We start from the raw sequence: 17,807 nt of genomic DNA, 5'->3' as shown, positions 1-17,807 counted from the left end.
CTTCTAAATGTGTGCAGCATGATCACTAATTTTTACAAGAATAGGAATGAGCAACTTGAGTAAATATAAAGTCACCGTCGTGATTGTAAACTATAATAAAGAACCCTATATTTCTCAATGTATTGAGTCTGTTATCAATCAGTCTCTGCAGCCAATTGAAATCATCATTGTAGACGATGGGTCAACAGATAACAGCGGCATCATTTCGAGCCGATATGCTGCAGCACATCCTCATGTTCGTTATCTCACTCAAGAAAATAATGGAGTAAGCTCGGCCAGAAACAAAGGCTTATCTTACGCACAAGGCGAGTATGTTGCCTTTTTAGATGCAGATGATTATGTACCCGCTGATGCCTATGAAAGGCTGTATAAAGCCGCAGTACAATCAGATGCAGATACCGCTATAGGAAACTTTGAATGTTTTAACGAGTATCGCACTTGGCATTTGGCTTATATGAAGAAAGTCTTTGCGAAAGGCCTTCCTGCCGTACGGCATATTTCTACCCACAAAGAACTGCATCTCACGCCTTCAGCAAGCAATAAATTATTTAAAAAAGATCTTCTTATTCAGCATAATATTTCTTTTGATGAAGATTTACATGTTGGTGAAGATCTGTTATTCACTCAAAAAAGTCTCTACTGCTCGCGTAAAACGGTAGTAGAAAATAGTGACGTTTTGTATTACCGAGTTAATGACAATGAAATGACACTATCAAAAAATAGTACTCTTTCGTTTTTTAAACAGCTAGTAATGGTACAGCAAAAATTAAAGAGTTTATACGGTACTCTCAATGAACGGTCTCTGCTTCACGAAATCGAAAAGAGACAGGCAGAATTTTTCTTTAACTCTCTTTTTACAAAGGGCCCTAAGCTGCCGAATGATCATTTGAATGAGCTGTTAGATATAAGCAGCAGCTTTTTAGGTACGCTTGTTCATCGTGAAGTAACGTCCAGCTTAGACAGCAAAAGTCAGCTGCTCACACAAATGATTGTACAAAGAGATTATGAAGAGTTTATGAACTTAATGTTTTCTTTTTGTAAAGATGAATTTATAAACGAGATTTTTTTGGAAGAAGGTCTGTTTTACAGCTCTTTGGCCAAAACATTTCCTAGATATAAGCAGTACTTAGAAGTGAAGCACGTAGAAGTTGACCAGCGAATTGAGCTTATCGAATTAAAAGACGGACAGCTTACGCTTGGCGGCTATGTGTTTATTAAAGGCTTGCCTGCTAAAGGAATGCAAAAAGACTTGGTGTTTAAACGTGGAGGAAAAGAGAAAGCAGTTTCTTTGCAGCAGGATTTACGAACAGACGTGAGTTATTTATTTTCACATAATCAAATTGATTACCAAGACGCTGGCTTTAAAACGATTTCTCTCAACGTAGTGGATTTTCTTGAGCAAGGTGAGTGGCAGGTATATATTCGTTTGACTGTAAATGATGTAACAGTGGAAGAACCAATAAAAGTGATGCTAGCTCAGCTGCGAAATCGTACGAAAACCCATGTGGTGAACAATATTCAAATCAAAACAGCATTTAACACACGCTCACAAATGAAGATTAGCTTAAAAAAAGTAAATATGCTAGGGAAATTAAAGTCTTTTGCTGTTCAAGTAAAAAGAGATATTCGATATGATGGAAGCTTTTTGAAGGCTAAGGATTACCATACGTTTTTAGCGATTCTATTATATAGAATGTTTCGTTTATTTTATGTAAAAAAACAAATTTGGCTGATTGGTGAGCGAAAAGATACGGCTCAAGATAATTCTTATCATTTGTATCAATATATTCGCAAGCATCATCCAAACGTTAATATTTATTATGTAATTGATAAGAAATCTCCAGATTATCAATTTATCAAGCATTTAGGAAATATTATTCATTTTAATAGTCTGAAGCACACGTTTTATTTACTCATATCCCATAAAACCATTAACAGCTACGTTGAAACATCTAACATGCATACGGAATCGTATAAAAAAATTATGAAGTATTATCCAGAGTGGCAGCAAAATGAAAAGATTTTTATTCAGCATGGCGTAATCGGTGTTAGCCGGGTTAATCATGTTCTTCATAAAAATAGAATGAATTATAGTCAGTTTGTTGTTTCTTCACCGTTCGAAAAAAAACACGTAATGAAAGAATTTGGTTATAGCGAAAACGAGGTAATTGAGACGGGGCTTGCACGCTGGGATGCGCTCAAAGATACAAGTACAGGCAAAGAAATTCTCATCATGCCAACATGGAGAAGCTGGATTAAAACAGAGCAGCAGCTGTTTGCATCTGATTACTGGAGACGCTATTTGTCTCTCCTTGAAAACGAAGAATTTCACCGTTTTCTTGAACAAAAAGATTTAACAGTTACGTTCTTTCCGCATTATCAAATGCAGAAGTTAATTGGAAAATTTCCTGCTTTCCATCCTAGAATCATGGTCGTGAAGCAAGGAGAAGAAACTGTTCAAAATTTATTAAGAAGTCACAGTATGCTGCTTACTGATTATTCGACTGTATCGTTCGATTTTGCTTATATGAATAAACCAGTTTTATTCTATCAGTTCGATTATGATGACTTTTATTCAAAACATTATAATGAAGGTCCTATTAATCATAAAAAAGATTTATTTGGAGAGAGAGTAGAAACGGAAAAAGAAGTGATTCAGCTATTAAAGCAATTTCCTCACTTTTCTATTCATAAAGCTAATAAAATTCAAAATTATGTTGTAAAAGAACATTCTCATAGCAATTTACTATTCAAACAATTGAGTGGAGGGAATTATGAATGAATAAACCATTAATTACAGTTATTCTACCTATCTACAATGTAGAAAGTTATATCGAAGAGTGCTTAAACTCCTTGTTGAATCAAACAATTGGCCATGAAAAATTGGAAGTCCTTATGGTTAATGATTGTTCTACGGATAACACAGCTGAGATCATGAATCAATATTCTCAGAAATACCCTCATTTTAAATCGATTCATTTAGAGGAAAATACGGGCGCTCCTGGGAAGCCAAGAAATATTGGTATTGAAAAAGCAACTGGTGAATACTTAATCTTTTTAGATCCCGATGATTATATTCCACATGATGCGTACGAAGCTCTTTACAAGGTCGCTAATGAAAATAAATCAGACTTTGTAATGGGGAAAATGGTGAGCTTTGATGATGAAGATGGCAGAGAGTATGAGCATATTACATTTAAAAACTATTTGTTACATAAGCAGTACTTGAATGTAGATATAAAAAGCGTGCCTTTCTTTTTGCAAGTGAAAACAGCCGTTTATTTAAAGCTTGTTAAAACAGCATTTATTAAAAAGCATAACATTTCATTTGTAGAAGGCATGAAAAACGGCGAAGACAAATACTATGACATGCAGCTTTTCACTAAAGCAGCTAAATTCAGCTATATCCCGAAGGTTATTTATATGTACCGAGCAAGAAATGATGCAAAAAACTTATCATTAACGCAGCGAGATATCGTGAGTACAGTTGAAAATGATGTGAAAGCAGCAAAGCTCGTAAAACCGATGCTTGGCAGTGAAGAATACACCTATTTTCAAATTAACGCGCTGAGATCTCTATTATGGAAGCTGTGTGACCCAGACTTTAACCGTCTGCAAATGGATACAAAACTTTATTTGATTAACTTAGTTAAAGACGTTATTAAAGGGTATGATAAAAAGTTAATTGAAAAATATTTAAAGCTTGAAGGTCCTTTTATCAGCTTAATTGATAAAGGATATATAGATGAAGCGCTAGAGTATAATAAAATGCTTGTTTCGAGACGCTGGTGGTACAAGCAAGGTATTGAGCTACAGGCAGAATACAAAAAACACGCTAAAATCAGAAAAAGCTATTCATGGAAAATGACAAAAATCTTACGCAGCCGTAACTTTAAATTGAAACAACTAATTAAGAGGAGATATGTAAATGAAAGTCAGCATAGTAGCACTCTTGCAGGAAAGTAATCTTACTAATTTTATTGATACTCTTAATAGATTAAGAGAACAAACGATTGGGTTTGAAAACATTGAATTGATGATTCTTGATCAAGCCGTTGAAAAAACGTCTCAGGAAGTAATTGAGCTTTCTAAATTGTCTCAGGAGGCCAATATACATGTACAAAAAGAAAGCGAGGTAAACTTTGCTTCTTTAAAAGGAAAGTATATCAGCTTCTTTGATTTTAATTATAGTATTTCATCTCATTTGTACAAGGAGCTATACAATACAGCAGAAAAAAAAGGACTGGATTTTGTATCAGCTAATGCAGATTCAACGGTGAAAACAACTATGGATGCATCAGCTGATGTTATAAAAAGAGGATTTAATGCGTTAACGTCTTTAAAATTAATAAAAAAAGATACGCTGCTTCAACATCCTCAGTTAGTATCTAAATCTGTCACAAGTCCAGCCGTTGAAGCTTTTCATTTTCTTGTCTATACAAAAGAGCTTTCTTTTAACTACAACAGTAAATTAAAATATAAAAATGGGTTTACTTTTGATGAAGATTATATCAGCTCATCGATTGGACACATTGGCGAGGTTAACCGGGCGTTGCAAATGCAGGCACCTAAGGAATTAAACGAAGCCATTAAATTTCAGCTTTTAACGCATATGCTTTATTTAATTGATAAAAATACGTTTACGAATAACTTAACAGAAGAAAAGCAAACGATTGCTTATAATGAGCTAAGAAGTCTGTTAGCTTTATTTAGCTCTCAAGAGATCAAAAGCTGCGGTATAGACGGATATATCCCGATTTTTAAGATGCTCGATAAGAACCTGGACGAAGAAGCTACTGAGTATATTAAATTACTAAGAAGTAAGCGTCATTGGTATGAGCAAACAAATAAATATAAGCAGTATTTTAAAAAGAACCCATACAGCTTAGAAGAGTCGCTTTCATGGAAAGTAACAAAGCCTTTTAGAAAAGCCAGCAGCATGCTTCGCAGTTTAAAACAATCTCTATACAAAGGGGTTTTACTAGCTGCCGCTAGTCTGGTTAAGGCATCGTTATTTAACCGTAAAGTATGGCTTGTAGGAGAACGTGAAGATCAAGCAGAAGACAATGGTTATTTTTTCTTTAAGTACTGCCGAGAACATTACCCAAATCAAAAAGTCTATTATATTATTAACGAGGATTCTCCTCATCTTGACAAAGTAAAGAAACATGGAAATGTCATTCATCATTCTTCTTTTAAGCATCAGCTATATATGCTGGTGGCTAGCACTTACATTAGCGCATGGACGTTTGAGGAGTGTTCATATCCAAGGCCGAAAGAAACATTTAAAAAGTTATTTAAAAAGCAGCTGGCTAAAAAATACAATATCTGCTTACAGCATGGTGTTATTATTCATAATATCTCTCCTTATTTACATAAAGAGCGATACAATCAAAACCTTATTATTTCGAGCTCTGAATATGAAAAGAAAATTATTCAAAACACGCTGGGCTACAGTGAGAATGAAGTTGCTGTAACAGGTTTAGCTCGTTTTGATAATCTTCATGAACTGGATGTCAAAAAACAAATTTTAATTATGCCAACATGGAGAAGACATTTATTCAAAATTAATAAAAATAGCTTCTTAAAATCGGATTATTATAAAGCTTACAAAAACCTCATTACCAATCAAGAATTTTTAGAAATGATTGAGCGCCATAACATTCCTGTGAAGTTTTATATTCACAGTCAAATGCAAAAATTTATGGATCAGTTTGTCATTGATCATCCGAACATCGAGTTTTTAGTAAAAAGTACGGCTACTGTTTCAGAGCTCTTAAAAGAAAGTTCGCTGTTAATTACGGATTATTCTTCGGTATCAAGCGATTTCTTGTATATGGATAAACCGGTTATTATGTATCAGTTTGATCCGCACAATAACCACCATACACAAGTAAAAGAAATCCAATACAACCATCTGGGAATGATTGTTTCAAATGAAAATCAATTAATGTCAGCTATTGGATCAGTGGTAAACAACGATTTTAAAGCAAACAAGCAATATCTTAAAAATTCACAGCGAATTTTTAAATACAAAGACCAAAATAATTGTCAGCGTATTTATAACGTTATTAAGCAAAAAACATCTTAATGATTTATAAAAGAAAAAGTCCTAATCATGATGAAGAAAATGCAATAGTTATGTTGCATTTTCTTCATATAAGAAGCTCTTTTTATACGAAGAGAAGTCATACTTAATTATAGGTGGGTCATGAATTTACTAGTAGAAAACATTAAATATAGAGATAGTGCTATCATAGAAATAGCCTTGAACATTCCGAAAGAACTCAAGTCAAAACCAGCTGAGTTATTGTTAACAAGACGTGCTAAACATAGAAATAAAAGCATAACTTATTCGCAAAAAATCTCGTTGGATAACTCAGTCACTATTAACTTGAATGATTTATATCACTTAAAAGGTGAGTCAGTATCTGTTGAAGAGATTGTAGATGTTGCTATTAAAGCAGAAGAGCAAGTTTATGAGTTGAGTCTAGCTGATTTTAATGTAACTAAAATCAAATATATGAATGAAAAAGTATGGGGAACTCATTGGATCAAACCGTATAGCACAAATAAAAAAACAGTTGCCATTTACACTAAAACAGACTTTGCGGCAAAAGTCATTGAACGCTCTTTAGAAAAATCAGATTTGATTCTTACTGTTGAAATGAAGGCAACGGTTCTTCCACAGGATTGCTATGCGACTATAAGTGGAAAAAGATATGCCATTGAGAGCAGGCCGAATTTAAATACAATTGTATTTCGTATACCTCTTCAAAATAGTGTACACTTGTATAAGACTATATCTAAAGAAGACGTCTCTATGCAGTACATCATGAACGGTACGGTAGTGGTAACGAATGTACATGTGGACAACCCTGCGCAGTTAAATAATGAATTATATACTATTCAGCTAAACAGCAGCGAACCTTATGCAGCCATGTGGATTGAAAGAAAAAAGAATGACACAGTAAAAGTAGCAGTATTGGGTTCATGTGTTACACGTGATAATTTTAACAGCAAATTTAATCCTGACTACAAAAAAAATTACGAGTGTGTTTCTTTGCAAAATCAATCTTCTATTATCAGTTTAATGGCTCCTCCTTTAGCGTTTCCGAAGGACAAAATTGATAACTTAAATGATTGGGACACATGGAATGTTAAAACTGATTTTCAGAAGCAGTTTTTAGAGGATTTAAAAAAGCAGCAGCCTGATTATTTAATCATTGATTTGTTTGGAGACATCTTCTTTGGATGCCTTCGTGTGACGGATAGTTTTTTAACTAATAATTACTGGAAGTTAGCTAAAACTAGTTATTTCAAGGAATTAAAAAATCATGATGCGATTACCCTGCAAAACAACCAGAATGAATATATGGAAATTTGGAAAAAAGCGGTTAACGATCTATTTGCTTTTCTTCAAGCAGAATTGCCTACTTGCAAAGTAGTTCTTCATAAAGCGCGCTTTACAGATTCTTATTATGACAATGAAGGCCAGGTCAAAACCATAGCTTCTTCTGTCAATGTTCAGGCATTAAATCAATATTGGGACCTCCTGGATGGTTATATTCAAGAAAATTATCAAGTAGATGCAATCGATTTAACACAAGAGAAGTATATGTCTTATGAAGGTCACCCTTGGGGAGTCTTCCACGTTCATTTTGAAATGAACTATTATCAGCAGTTTTTAAAGAAATTACATCGTATTGTTGTAAAGAACTATCTTGAAGCAGAAAATGTCTTTGCAACAATTTATCAAGATTTAGAGCAGGCTTAATCATTGAGAAGTAAAGTGTATTTCTCAATAAATTGTACAAAAGGAATTATGATATGAAATCAATTAAAATCGTAATACAAGAACAAATTCAAAATCTCTACATGATCGGTAGACTATCAGCTTACGAGTTAAAAAAATCGTATGCGGACAACCTATTAGGTGGACTTTGGATTATTTTGAATCCTTTATTTCAAATTGGGGTTTATTGGGTTGTGTTCGGTCTAGGAGTACGCGGAGGTCAAGATGTTGACGGAATCCCTTTCTTTGTTTGGTTAATTTGTGGCTTAATCCCTTGGTTTTTTATTAGTGCTGCTATTCTTCAAGGCTCTAACTCAGTCTATGCGAGGTTAAATTCAGTTTCGAAAATGAATTTTCCTCTGAGTGTCATACCTACATATGTAGTGGTTGCACAGCTTTACACGCACTTAATACTTGTAGCTATGCTAACGATTATTGTGATTACGTCTCAAGGGATCCACCACATAAATATTATTAGTCTATTGTATTTTATGCTGTCGTCATTTTGCTTTTTGCTTTCTTTATCGTTCGTAACATCTACTTTATCTACAATGGTAAGGGATATTCACTTGCTTATTCAGACAGCTACACGTATGTTGTTTTATGTAACTCCTATTTTATGGTTGCCGAGTGACAACACGCCGCAGTTGCTAAAAGAGATTTTTACGATGAACCCTTTTTATTATATTGTAGATGGTTATCGTGAATCTCTGTTAAAAGGCAGCTGGAATTTTATTCACTCTCCGTATACGATTATATTTTGGAGTGTCATTCTGTTGTTGCTTATATTAGGTTCGGCGATTCATGTAAAATTCAGAAAGCAGTTTGTTGACTATTTATAAAAGGTGAATCAGGTATATGAGTTATAAAGTAAAGTTTCAGCAAGTAACAAAAAAGTACAAAATGTATAATAAGCAAATAGAGAAAGTAAAAGATTTGTTTTGGAATCGCGGCAAAGGAGAGTATCACTATGCGCTAAATAATATCTCCTTTACCGTAGATGAAGGGGAAATCGTAGGCGTTATAGGATTAAACGGATCCGGAAAAAGTACCTTATCTAATTTAATTGCAGGCGTTACAATGCCAAATGAAGGAACGGTTGATATTAAAGGGAGCGCATCGCTGATTGCTATTGGCGCAGGGTTAAACAATAAGTTAACAGGCCTAGAAAACATTGAACTTAAAGGATTAATGATGGGGCTAACCAAAAAGCAAATTCAAGAGATTACGCCAAAAGTTATAGAGTTTGCTGATATTGGGAAATTTATTAATCAGCCTGTCAAAACCTATTCAAGCGGTATGAAATCTCGTTTGGGCTTTGCTATATCGGTTAATATTGACCCGGACATCCTTGTTATTGACGAAGCGCTGTCTGTTGGAGATCAAACGTTTACAAATAAATGCTTAGAAAAAATGAATGAATTTAAGGAAAACGGCAAAACCATTTTCTTTATCAGTCACTCATTGTCTCAGGTGAAAAGTTTTTGTACAAAGGCTCTTTGGATCCATTACGGACATGTAAAAGAGTATGGGGACATTAACGAAGTAGCGGACCAATACGGTCAGTTTTTAAAAGAATATAATAAGATGTCTAAAGAAGAGCGGGAACAGTTCCGTGAAAAACAGCTTAATGAATTTTCACACGGATTATTAAACAACGGCACCTCGGTTTCAGAAGACACAGGTGAACATTCGAAAGAAAAAGCTGCTGAATCACTTAGTCTATCGCGTTCAAAAAGAATAGGAACTAAGCGGAAGAGTGTCTCTGGCAAAAAAAGCTTTGCTAAAAAAGTATTGTTGCCAGCAGCAGCCGTTATTCTATTAGGAAGTGCGGGATACGCTGTTTATGCAGCACAAAGTGCCAGCCACGCAGCGAAACAGACAGAGAGTAAAACACAGTCTTCTGCCAGCGGCACTACTCAAGCGAAACAACAAGCTGAGAAAGTAGTTATTAATACAAAAACTGCTTTTGTCAGGGAAGATCCAGATTTAGAGAGTAACCAAAAAGCGGTTCTGTCGTTTGGAGAAATATATCAAGTTCTCCAAGAGAAAAAAGATCCTGCTGAAGATATAAAATGGGTAAAATTGAATGCAGGACAAGGCAAGGAAGGCTGGGTTAGTTCAGCTCTTTTAACCCCGTATACTGAACCGCAGTCAACGCTAACAAATAAAAATATTGATTCGCTGGACTCGCTTGTACGATCAAAATATAATATCAGTATAAGTAAGCTGCTAAGTCCGTTAAGTGAAACTCAGCAAAACTTAATGGGAAATCAAGCTTTATCTTTAACAAATCAGTATGAATCAAATGATGGAACGTTATTGAATTACGGATCTGTTCAATATGTAGCACTAAATAATGTGGTTACAGAAGTATCGTTAAGAAACGTGGATGAAGATACAGAAGAAATTCTGTCATTGATAAAGAAGAAGCCATTGTTTATTAATGACAAAGAAGGTCTGTATTTCTATCAATCCAAGAATTATTATATTAAGATATATACAAATTTAAAAACGAACAAAATTAAGATTATATCTTTTGTATCACGAGAGAATGCAGAAGATAAATAAAATAAAGCCGTCTTTCCTAAGAAAGACGGCTTTATTTTTATTTTACATTTAAATGATCTTTTAACTTAGTAGACAACTCTTGGCGCGTTGCATCTGAAACTGCATAGTAGTAAATGCCGTTAATTTTTTCACCTTGACCGTCTACTTGTAGCTGCTCTACGTTATGGCGAGCAGCTTTATAGTTTGATTGAATTTGCTTCATATCGTCGAATGTAAGGTTTGTTCTAACATTTGTTCCAATGGCGTCTAAGATATTGCCGTAGTTTGCTAGTGATTGAACGCTTGCTCCTTCTTCAATAACACCTTCAATAATTTGACGCTGGCGCAGTTGACGTCCAAAATCTCCGCGAGGATCTTCTTTACGCATACGAGAGTAAGCAAGAGCTTCTTTTCCGTCTAGCGTAAGCTTTCCTTTTTTAAAGTTGTATCCATCATAATTAAAATCCAAGTCGTTATTCACCGTCACGCCTCCAACTGCGTCAACAATGTCTTTAAAGCTTTCCATATTAACTTGTACATAGTAGTCAACCGGTACATCTAAGAACTTTTCAACTGTATTGACAGCCATATCGACACCGCCGAATGCATAGGCGTGATTGATTTTGTCAGTCGTTCCTTTTCCAACAATCTCTGTGCGCGTATCACGAGGAATGCTGACCATCTTCATCGATTGATCTTTTGGGTTCACCGTCATTAAAATTAATGAGTCAGAACGCCCGCGGTCTCCTGCACGCTGATCCACTCCTAAAAGTAATATTGAAATAGGATCTTTGTCACTGAATGAAACTTTCTCAGATCTTTTCTCCGATACATCACGTTTTAAAGGCTCATGAGTTTGCGTGAACGTTTTTTCGACAGAATGCCAAACACTGTAGGCGTAAGCACCTACACCAAGGATTAATAATACAATAATACCCATAATAATTTTAAATGCTCTTTTTTTCTTCGGCTTTTTCCTTTTACGCTTGCGAGTTTGAGATTCTTCCATATTCATTGTCTCTTCCTTTGCTTAATATATTGATAAAATAAATGAAGTACCTATGTAAGTCATTATTCTTATCTTGAAAAAAATTTCTGCATCAAAATTACTGAAAAAATGACAAATTTAATCATTTTCCTGCACTTACTTACAAATTATATTATAATAAGAACAAAAAAGAAAGATATAGTAAGGGAGACAATATATGAAAATTTGGATTAATATTCTAGCAGTCATCGTTTTTATTGCCGCAATTTCAGCCGGAAAAGTGTATTGGAACAACAGGGTATCAGAACAATCTGTTTCCAGACCAACCAAAGTTGAAGCTTCTAGTGATGCAAGTAATGCAGAAACTAATTGGAAAGAGAACGCTCAGAACCTTCCAGAATCTATTCAAAATAAAATTCAAAAAGCTATGCAAACCAAAACGCCGTTGAAGCTAGTTATTGTTGGATCAGCACCGCAAGAAGAAGTAAAAGCTACTTGGGCCGAGCTGTTGAAGAAAAAAATTGAAGATACATATGGTTCTTCCTTAATCCAGGTTGAAGTCCGTGAATATAAGAATATGACAACCTTACAATTCATCAAAAGCGATACATATAAAGAAATTGCCAAGGCAAGTCCAGATGTTTTGCTGTTTGAACCGTTTCTTTTAAATGATAACGGCGTAGTAGGTATTGAGAATACGCTAGACAATATAGATATTATCCTGACGTACTTGAAACGCCAAAATGAACAGCTGATTACGATTCTTCAGCCGTCAGCTCCTGTTTATAAAGCAAATAATTACCCATCTGATGCCAAGGCGTTAGAAGATTTTGCAAAAGAAAATGGCTATGAATATATCAATCACTGGAAAGCATGGCCAGACTATCAGTCAGAAAAGATTTCAGCGTATTTAACTCAAGCGCCTGGTCAGCCTAATGACAAGGGAGAACAGCTATGGGCACAGTATTTAGAACACTATTTTACAGATTCTAAGTCTAGCCAGTAAAGAACAAGCCTAACCATTCGGTTAGGCTTGTTCTTTTAAAAGAAAAATACTTGTAAAATGCATTTCAAGACAAAATGGGAGCTTGTAGGACATAAAATTTATACATAAGAAACAATTTTCCTTTATATAGAAAAGTCGGTAGGGGTCTATGATATAATATGATTCATGGAATACTATCCATGATCTGAGGCATAGAAAGAGGAGAAAAAAATGATAGATATATATACCAATATCTTGCCAAATGTGAACAGTGGTCCCAAAAGTGTAGAAGAGTTTTTAGAAATGGCAAATGTATTAGTGAAACAAGGAGTAACAGAAGTCGTAGCAGCACCTCTTTATGACGGAAAAGATTCCAGCTATAGAGAAAGTGTTGATCTTGCAAATGAATGGTTAAGAAAATCTTCTATTTCGTTAAGAGTTTTACCAGGTCAGAAAATAGTTGCCTCTACCCAGATGATTTTATTAAACGAAGAGTATTATATGATGACAATAAATGAAAATGAAAAATATATGTTTTTAGAAATTCCACAAGATGTGGAAATTGAAGTGTTAGAAAATATTGCATACGAGCTTCAGTTAAAAGGAATCGTGCCTGTTTTAAATGAGCCTGAGTGCCATTCATTATTTGTAGAGAATCCCGCGCATTTGTACAAGCTTGTAAAAAATGGAGCAGTCGTTCAGCTGTCTGCACAAAGTGTGCTGAGCGGCAACGGCAGTAAAGCTAAAAAAGCAGCTTATCAGTTCATTGATCACGGATTAGCACACGTTATTGCATCAGGTGTAAACCGTGAAAATTACCAGCAGTACGGCCTGCAAAAAGCCTATTCAGCTGTTTCTAAAAAATACGGCAACAGCAAGCTTTATCATTTCATGGAAAATGCTGAGGCTATTGCGAGCGGGAAGGCTGTTTATAAACAAGAGCCTGAACGCATCAAAAAAACAAAATTCCTAGGAATCTTTTAAATTTTCCCTTTGTACCCTGATTAACTTCTGTTTAATCAGGGTATTTGCATACAAAGACCTATTTAAATCCCTTCTTTTATCATTATTATTTGGAGTTATTTTACAAATATTGTTTGCGTTTTCACATAGAGTGATAGTAAAATATTGTTAGTTAAGTAGGTAACAGGAAAGTACGCGGTTTTCCGGGGTTCGTGGTGGTAAATGTCGAGAAGAATACATAGTTTCACACGAGAAATCGTCGTAGAATAGAGCTATACAAAACGCAGGGAGGGAAATAAAGTGATTGATATTCATACGTACATATTGCCTAATATCGATAGCGGACCTGAGGAAGTAGACGGCTTTTTGAAGATGGCACGCTCCTTAGCGGATCAAGGCGTTCAGTCCGTTGTGGCGACGCCGCTTTATGACAGCGATCAAGAGTTTATGAAACACCATTTATTTCTCTATGTGAATGCAGCTAATGAATGGCTTACAAATTCATATATTCCTCTACAAGTATTACCAGGTCAGCTTGTCCCTTTATCACCTCAGCTTCTGCGAAACTATGAGCGGAATCAGCTTCTTACACTTAATCACACCGATAAATATTTGTTTCTTTCACTGCCTGAATACGATATCTCACCTTATTTTGAAAAGATACTGTCTGATCTTCTAACAAAAGGCATTGTGCCTATTCTTCGTTCACCAGAATGTCATCCGATTTTCCGAGATCACCCTGAGCGTTTGTATGAGCTTGTTAAAAAAGGCGTACTCGTTCAGCTAAGCGCCGCTAGTATTCTCGGTTTAAACGGAAAAAAAGAAAGAAAAGCGGCGCTTACCCTTATTAAATACCGCTTAGCCCACGTGATTGCCTCTGGCGTTCATGCCCGCAATTACCACGACTATTCACTTTCAAAAGCGTATGATTATATTTCCGATATGTACGGTGCTTCAGAGCTTTATTTTTTTATTGAAAATGCAGAAGCGATTATCGACGGTCGTCCGGTTCATCAATTAGAGCCTGAGCCGATGAAAAAATTTAGTTTATTTAAATTATTCAGCTGAAAACAAGGGACTTTTCCATAAAAACGGGAAAGTCCCTTGTTTTGTCTTTCTTTCATTGTGGTATGGAATAGAAACAACGTTAAAGAAAGGAAGGCTGAATATGATAAAAACTACAGCTGGAAAAGCAGCTATGTCGGTATTAAAAGAATGGAATATTGATCACATTTTCGGTATGCCGGGAGACTCCATCAATCATTTCATGGATAACTTGCGCAGTGAAAAAGACGAAATTGAATTTATTCAAGTCCGTCACGAGGAAGTAGGTGCACTTGCGGCATCTTCTTACGCAAAAATCACGGGCAAAATCGGTGTGTGTCTGTCGATTGGAGGACCGGGTGCGATTCATTTGCTAAACGGCTTATATGATGCCAAAGCAGACGGTGCACCGGTGCTAGTGCTAGCCGGACAGGTGCCCCGTGCGAAGCTTGGCAACGAGTCGTTTCAAGAAGTGAACTTAGAACGTGTTTTTGATGATGTGTCGGTGTTTAATCACCGAGTAGACTCGCCTGAATCGTTTCCGCATTTGCTGCAGCAAGCGATTCGAACAGCCTATGCTAAAAAAGGTGTCGCTGTCTTAGTTATTCCAGATGATATTCCGTCTTCAACAATTAAAATTGACGAAAAAACGCCAATTGCGAATGTATCAAAATCCATTTCTCACAGTGACCCAGAAGATGTAGCTAAAGCGCTTCTAGCGATTAAATATGCAAAAAAACCGGTTATTTTAGCAGGAACAGGTGCAAAGCATGCGAAGCTCGAACTAGCGCAGTTTGCGGAGAAAATCGCAGCGCCGGTTGTTTTTACGCTTCCCGCTAAAGGAATACTGCCTGACCGTCACCCTTATAATCTAGGACAGCTCGGCCAGCTCGGGACGAAGCCTGCGTATGAAGCAATGGAAGAAACCGATTTGTTAATTATGGTTGGGACTTCGTATCCATACCGTGAATTTTTACCAGATGGAGCCGAAGCAATCCAGCTGGACTCAGATGCCACACAAATCGGCAGACGCTATCCTGTATCGATTGGATTAGTCGGAGACTCTAAAACGACGCTTTCACAGCTTACGCATAATTTGGATTATCAAGAAAACCGCCGGTTCTTAGAAGAGTGTCAAGTTAATATGGAAAACTGGTGGAAGCACGTAGAAAAAGAAGAAAATGAAGTGAGTACGCCAATCAAGCCGCAGCAAGTCATTTCTAAGCTGCAAAAAATCGTTGAAGATGATGCGATTGTATCTGTTGATGTTGGGAACGTTACGGTATGGATGGCGAGACATTTCCGCATGACGAATCAAAAATTTGTGGTTTCAAGCTGGCTGGCAACAATGGGCTGCGGACTTCCGGCTGCGATTGCAGGAAAGCTTGCGCATCCTGAAAAACAATCGGTGGCCGTATGCGGTGACGGAGGCTTTACGATGGTCATGCAAGATTTTGTGACGGCTGTGAAGTATAAGCTGCCGATTGTTGTCGTCGTCCTTAATAACAGTGAAATCGGGATGATTAAATATGAACAAGCGCTTCAAGGTCACCTGGATTACCAAACGCAGCTTGGTGAAATGAATTTTGCGAAGTTCGCTGAATCGTGCGGAGGAATTGGCTACCGCGTTGAAAAATACGAGGAGCTCGAAACAGCTTTTGAAAAAGCTGCGCTTGCGACTGTTCCTGTTGTGATTGATGTCGTTGTTGCGGATGAACCGCCGCTTCCAGGCAAAATTTCGTTCGGACAAGCAGCCAATTATTCAAAGCATATCATGAAAAAATTCTTTAAAGAACATGAGCTTGAAATGCCGCCGCTTCGTAAAGGACTAAGCAGAATGCTTTAATCAGTGACTCTCCTTACAGGAGAGTCTTTTTAGGAGGGATATCATGGGAGTGTTTGAAATTATTTTACTTATTTTTGGCGGGGTAATGATGCTTGTGATTATAGTCCCGGTTATTATCGCTATTATTCTTTGGATAAAAGATGAAAAACAAGAAGAGCATTCGGTTTTGAGAAACTATCCGCTGCTCGGTAAAATGCGCTATATTTCTGAGAAAATGGGGCCTGAACTGCGTCAGTATTTATTTTTAAATAATAACGAAGGCAAGCCGTTTTCTAGAAATCAATATGAACAAACCGTTAAGTCAGGTAAATACTTGAACCGAATGATGGGGTTTGGCTCAGAACGTGATTTTAACGAACCGGGCTATTATATTCGAAACGCGGTATTTCCAAAGCAGCGCGACGAAATGAAAGCGGATAATACGCAAAAAATTAAAACGAAAGTATATAAAATGGATGCCGATAACTTATTCAGCCGAAGAGAGCACCGAGAAGAAAAAGAAGCAGATCCGTTTTATTTGCGGGATGAAGATGCGATTGTGATAGGTCCTTCATGCAAAGATCCGTTTGTTGTAAAAGGATTAATCGGTCAATCAGGCATGAGCTTTGGAGCACTTGGTGACCATGCGATTACCGCTTTATCACTAGGATTAGGACGAGCAGGCGGCACGTGGATGAACACGGGAGAAGGCGGACTGTCACCGTATCATTTAAAAGGAAACGTCGATATTATTTTTCAAATTGGTCCAGGGCTTTTTGGTGTTCGGACAAAAGAAGGCGAATTTTCATGGGAAGAATTTAAAAAGAAAAGTGAAATGAAGCAAATCAAAGCGTTTGAAATTAAGCTCGCCCAAGGAGCCAAAACGCGAGGCGGTCACGTGGACGGTTCAAAAGTAACGGAAGAAATCGCTGAAATCCGTAACTTGAAGCCAGGAGAATCTGTAGACAGTCCAAACCGTTTTAAAGAGTTCGCGTCGTATCCTGAAATGTTTAAGTTTATTGAAAAACTTCGAGATGTGGGCGGCAAGCCAGTAGGCATTAAAATGGTTGTCGGAAACACAAATGATCTTGAAGAAATGGCGGCGTATATGAAAGAGACGGGAAGTGGTCCTGACTTTATTACGATTGACGGAGCAGAAGGAGGAACAGGGGCATCGTTTCAAGAATTAGCAGACGGAGCGGGCGTACCGCTGTTTTCAGGACTGCCGTTTGTGGATGAACTGCTTAAAAAGTATGGCGTTCGCGATGAAGTGAAGCTTTTTGCATCGGGTAAGTTGTTAACGGCTGATAAAATTGCGACTGCTTTAGCACTAGGTGCCGACTGCGTCAATATTGCCAGAGGCTTTATGTTTTCTGTTGGCTGTATTCAAGCGGAGGTTTGCCACAACAATAGGTGCCCAGTCGGTGTAGCCACAACAGATCCAAAGCTGCAAAAAGCACTTATCATTGAAGAAAAGTCATACCGTGTGTGTAACTATGTGCTGTCGCTTCGTGAAGGATTGTTTAATTTAGCAGCAGCAGCCGGTATTGATTCGCCAACGAAGTTTTCAAGGAAACACGTGGTGTTCAAAAACAGCAGCGGACAGTTAGCTGATATTTCTACAAAGGAAAAGATGTACGTATAAAAAAGCTGCCGA

At 36.8% G+C, this 17,807-nt stretch carries 12 protein-coding genes; 11 read left to right on the top strand and 1 reads right to left on the bottom strand.

The features are described 5' to 3' along the window. Window positions 1–55: 55 nt before the first annotated feature. From AC4NPH_RS09385 to tagH, 6 genes are all read left to right on the top strand, one after another. Complete coding sequence (locus tag AC4NPH_RS09385) at window positions 56–2,782, top strand: bifunctional glycosyltransferase/CDP-glycerol:glycerophosphate glycerophosphotransferase (protein WP_491938698.1); 2,727 nt, start codon at window positions 56–58, stop codon at window positions 2,780–2,782. Further along, window positions 2,779–3,966: a glycosyltransferase family 2 protein gene (locus tag AC4NPH_RS09380; RefSeq protein ID WP_328253358.1), complete on the top strand. Its 1,188-nt coding sequence runs from the start codon at window positions 2,779–2,781 to the stop codon at window positions 3,964–3,966. Before AC4NPH_RS09385 ends, AC4NPH_RS09380 begins: the two co-directional genes overlap by 4 nt. Then, window positions 3,929–6,091, top strand: coding sequence for a CDP-glycerol glycerophosphotransferase family protein (locus AC4NPH_RS09375; RefSeq protein WP_491938697.1), 2,163 nt, complete (start codon window positions 3,929–3,931; stop codon window positions 6,089–6,091). The genes AC4NPH_RS09380 and AC4NPH_RS09375 overlap by 38 nt, the downstream gene beginning before the upstream one ends. Before the next feature lie 120 nt (window positions 6,092–6,211). Continuing rightward, on the top strand, window positions 6,212–7,777 hold the full coding sequence (locus tag AC4NPH_RS09370; protein ID WP_491938696.1) for a DUF6270 domain-containing protein: 1,566 nt from the start codon (window positions 6,212–6,214) through the stop codon (window positions 7,775–7,777). 53 nt (window positions 7,778–7,830) lie between these two features. Beyond that, a complete protein-coding gene (locus tag AC4NPH_RS09365) occupies window positions 7,831–8,637 on the top strand; it encodes an ABC transporter permease (protein WP_491938695.1) in 807 nt (268 codons plus the stop codon). A 16-nt stretch (window positions 8,638–8,653) separates the two neighbouring features. After that, complete coding sequence (gene tagH / locus AC4NPH_RS09360) at window positions 8,654–10,366, top strand: teichoic acids export ABC transporter ATP-binding subunit TagH (RefSeq protein ID WP_308334303.1); 1,713 nt, start codon at window positions 8,654–8,656, stop codon at window positions 10,364–10,366. 37 nt (window positions 10,367–10,403) lie between these two features. Here the strand turns inward: tagH and tagU are convergent, their stop codons facing one another. Next, window positions 10,404–11,354, bottom strand: coding sequence for a polyisoprenyl-teichoic acid--peptidoglycan teichoic acid transferase TagU (gene tagU, locus AC4NPH_RS09355; RefSeq protein ID WP_491938741.1), 951 nt, complete (start codon window positions 11,352–11,354; stop codon window positions 10,404–10,406). A 196-nt stretch (window positions 11,355–11,550) separates the two neighbouring features. Between tagU and AC4NPH_RS09350 the strand changes: the two genes are divergently transcribed. The 5 genes from AC4NPH_RS09350 to AC4NPH_RS09330 all read left to right on the top strand — a co-directional run bounded on the left by AC4NPH_RS09350 (window position 11,551) and on the right by AC4NPH_RS09330 (window position 17,795). Next, window positions 11,551–12,339, top strand: a complete 789-nt coding sequence (locus AC4NPH_RS09350) for an SGNH/GDSL hydrolase family protein (protein WP_308334302.1) — start codon at window positions 11,551–11,553, stop codon at window positions 12,337–12,339. Between the two features lie 210 nt (window positions 12,340–12,549). Continuing rightward, complete coding sequence (locus AC4NPH_RS09345) at window positions 12,550–13,302, top strand: CpsB/CapC family capsule biosynthesis tyrosine phosphatase (RefSeq protein ID WP_308334301.1); 753 nt, start codon at window positions 12,550–12,552, stop codon at window positions 13,300–13,302. A 279-nt stretch (window positions 13,303–13,581) separates the two neighbouring features. Next, complete coding sequence (locus AC4NPH_RS09340) at window positions 13,582–14,349, top strand: tyrosine-protein phosphatase (protein WP_098896601.1); 768 nt, start codon at window positions 13,582–13,584, stop codon at window positions 14,347–14,349. A gap of 100 nt (window positions 14,350–14,449) precedes the next feature. Further along, entirely contained in the window at window positions 14,450–16,171 is a 1,722-nt protein-coding gene (locus AC4NPH_RS09335) for a pyruvate oxidase (RefSeq protein ID WP_491938694.1), read from the top strand. A gap of 43 nt (window positions 16,172–16,214) precedes the next feature. Further along, window positions 16,215–17,795 carry an FMN-binding glutamate synthase family protein gene (locus AC4NPH_RS09330; protein ID WP_491938693.1) on the top strand — a complete coding sequence of 527 codons (1,581 nt, stop codon included), beginning with the start codon at window positions 16,215–16,217 and terminating at the stop codon, window positions 17,793–17,795. The last annotated feature ends 12 nt before the right edge of the window (window positions 17,796–17,807 follow it).

This window comes from Priestia sp. MDV22-iso46, assembly GCF_058629175.1.
This window is presented reverse-complemented; position numbering and strand designations above follow the sequence as displayed.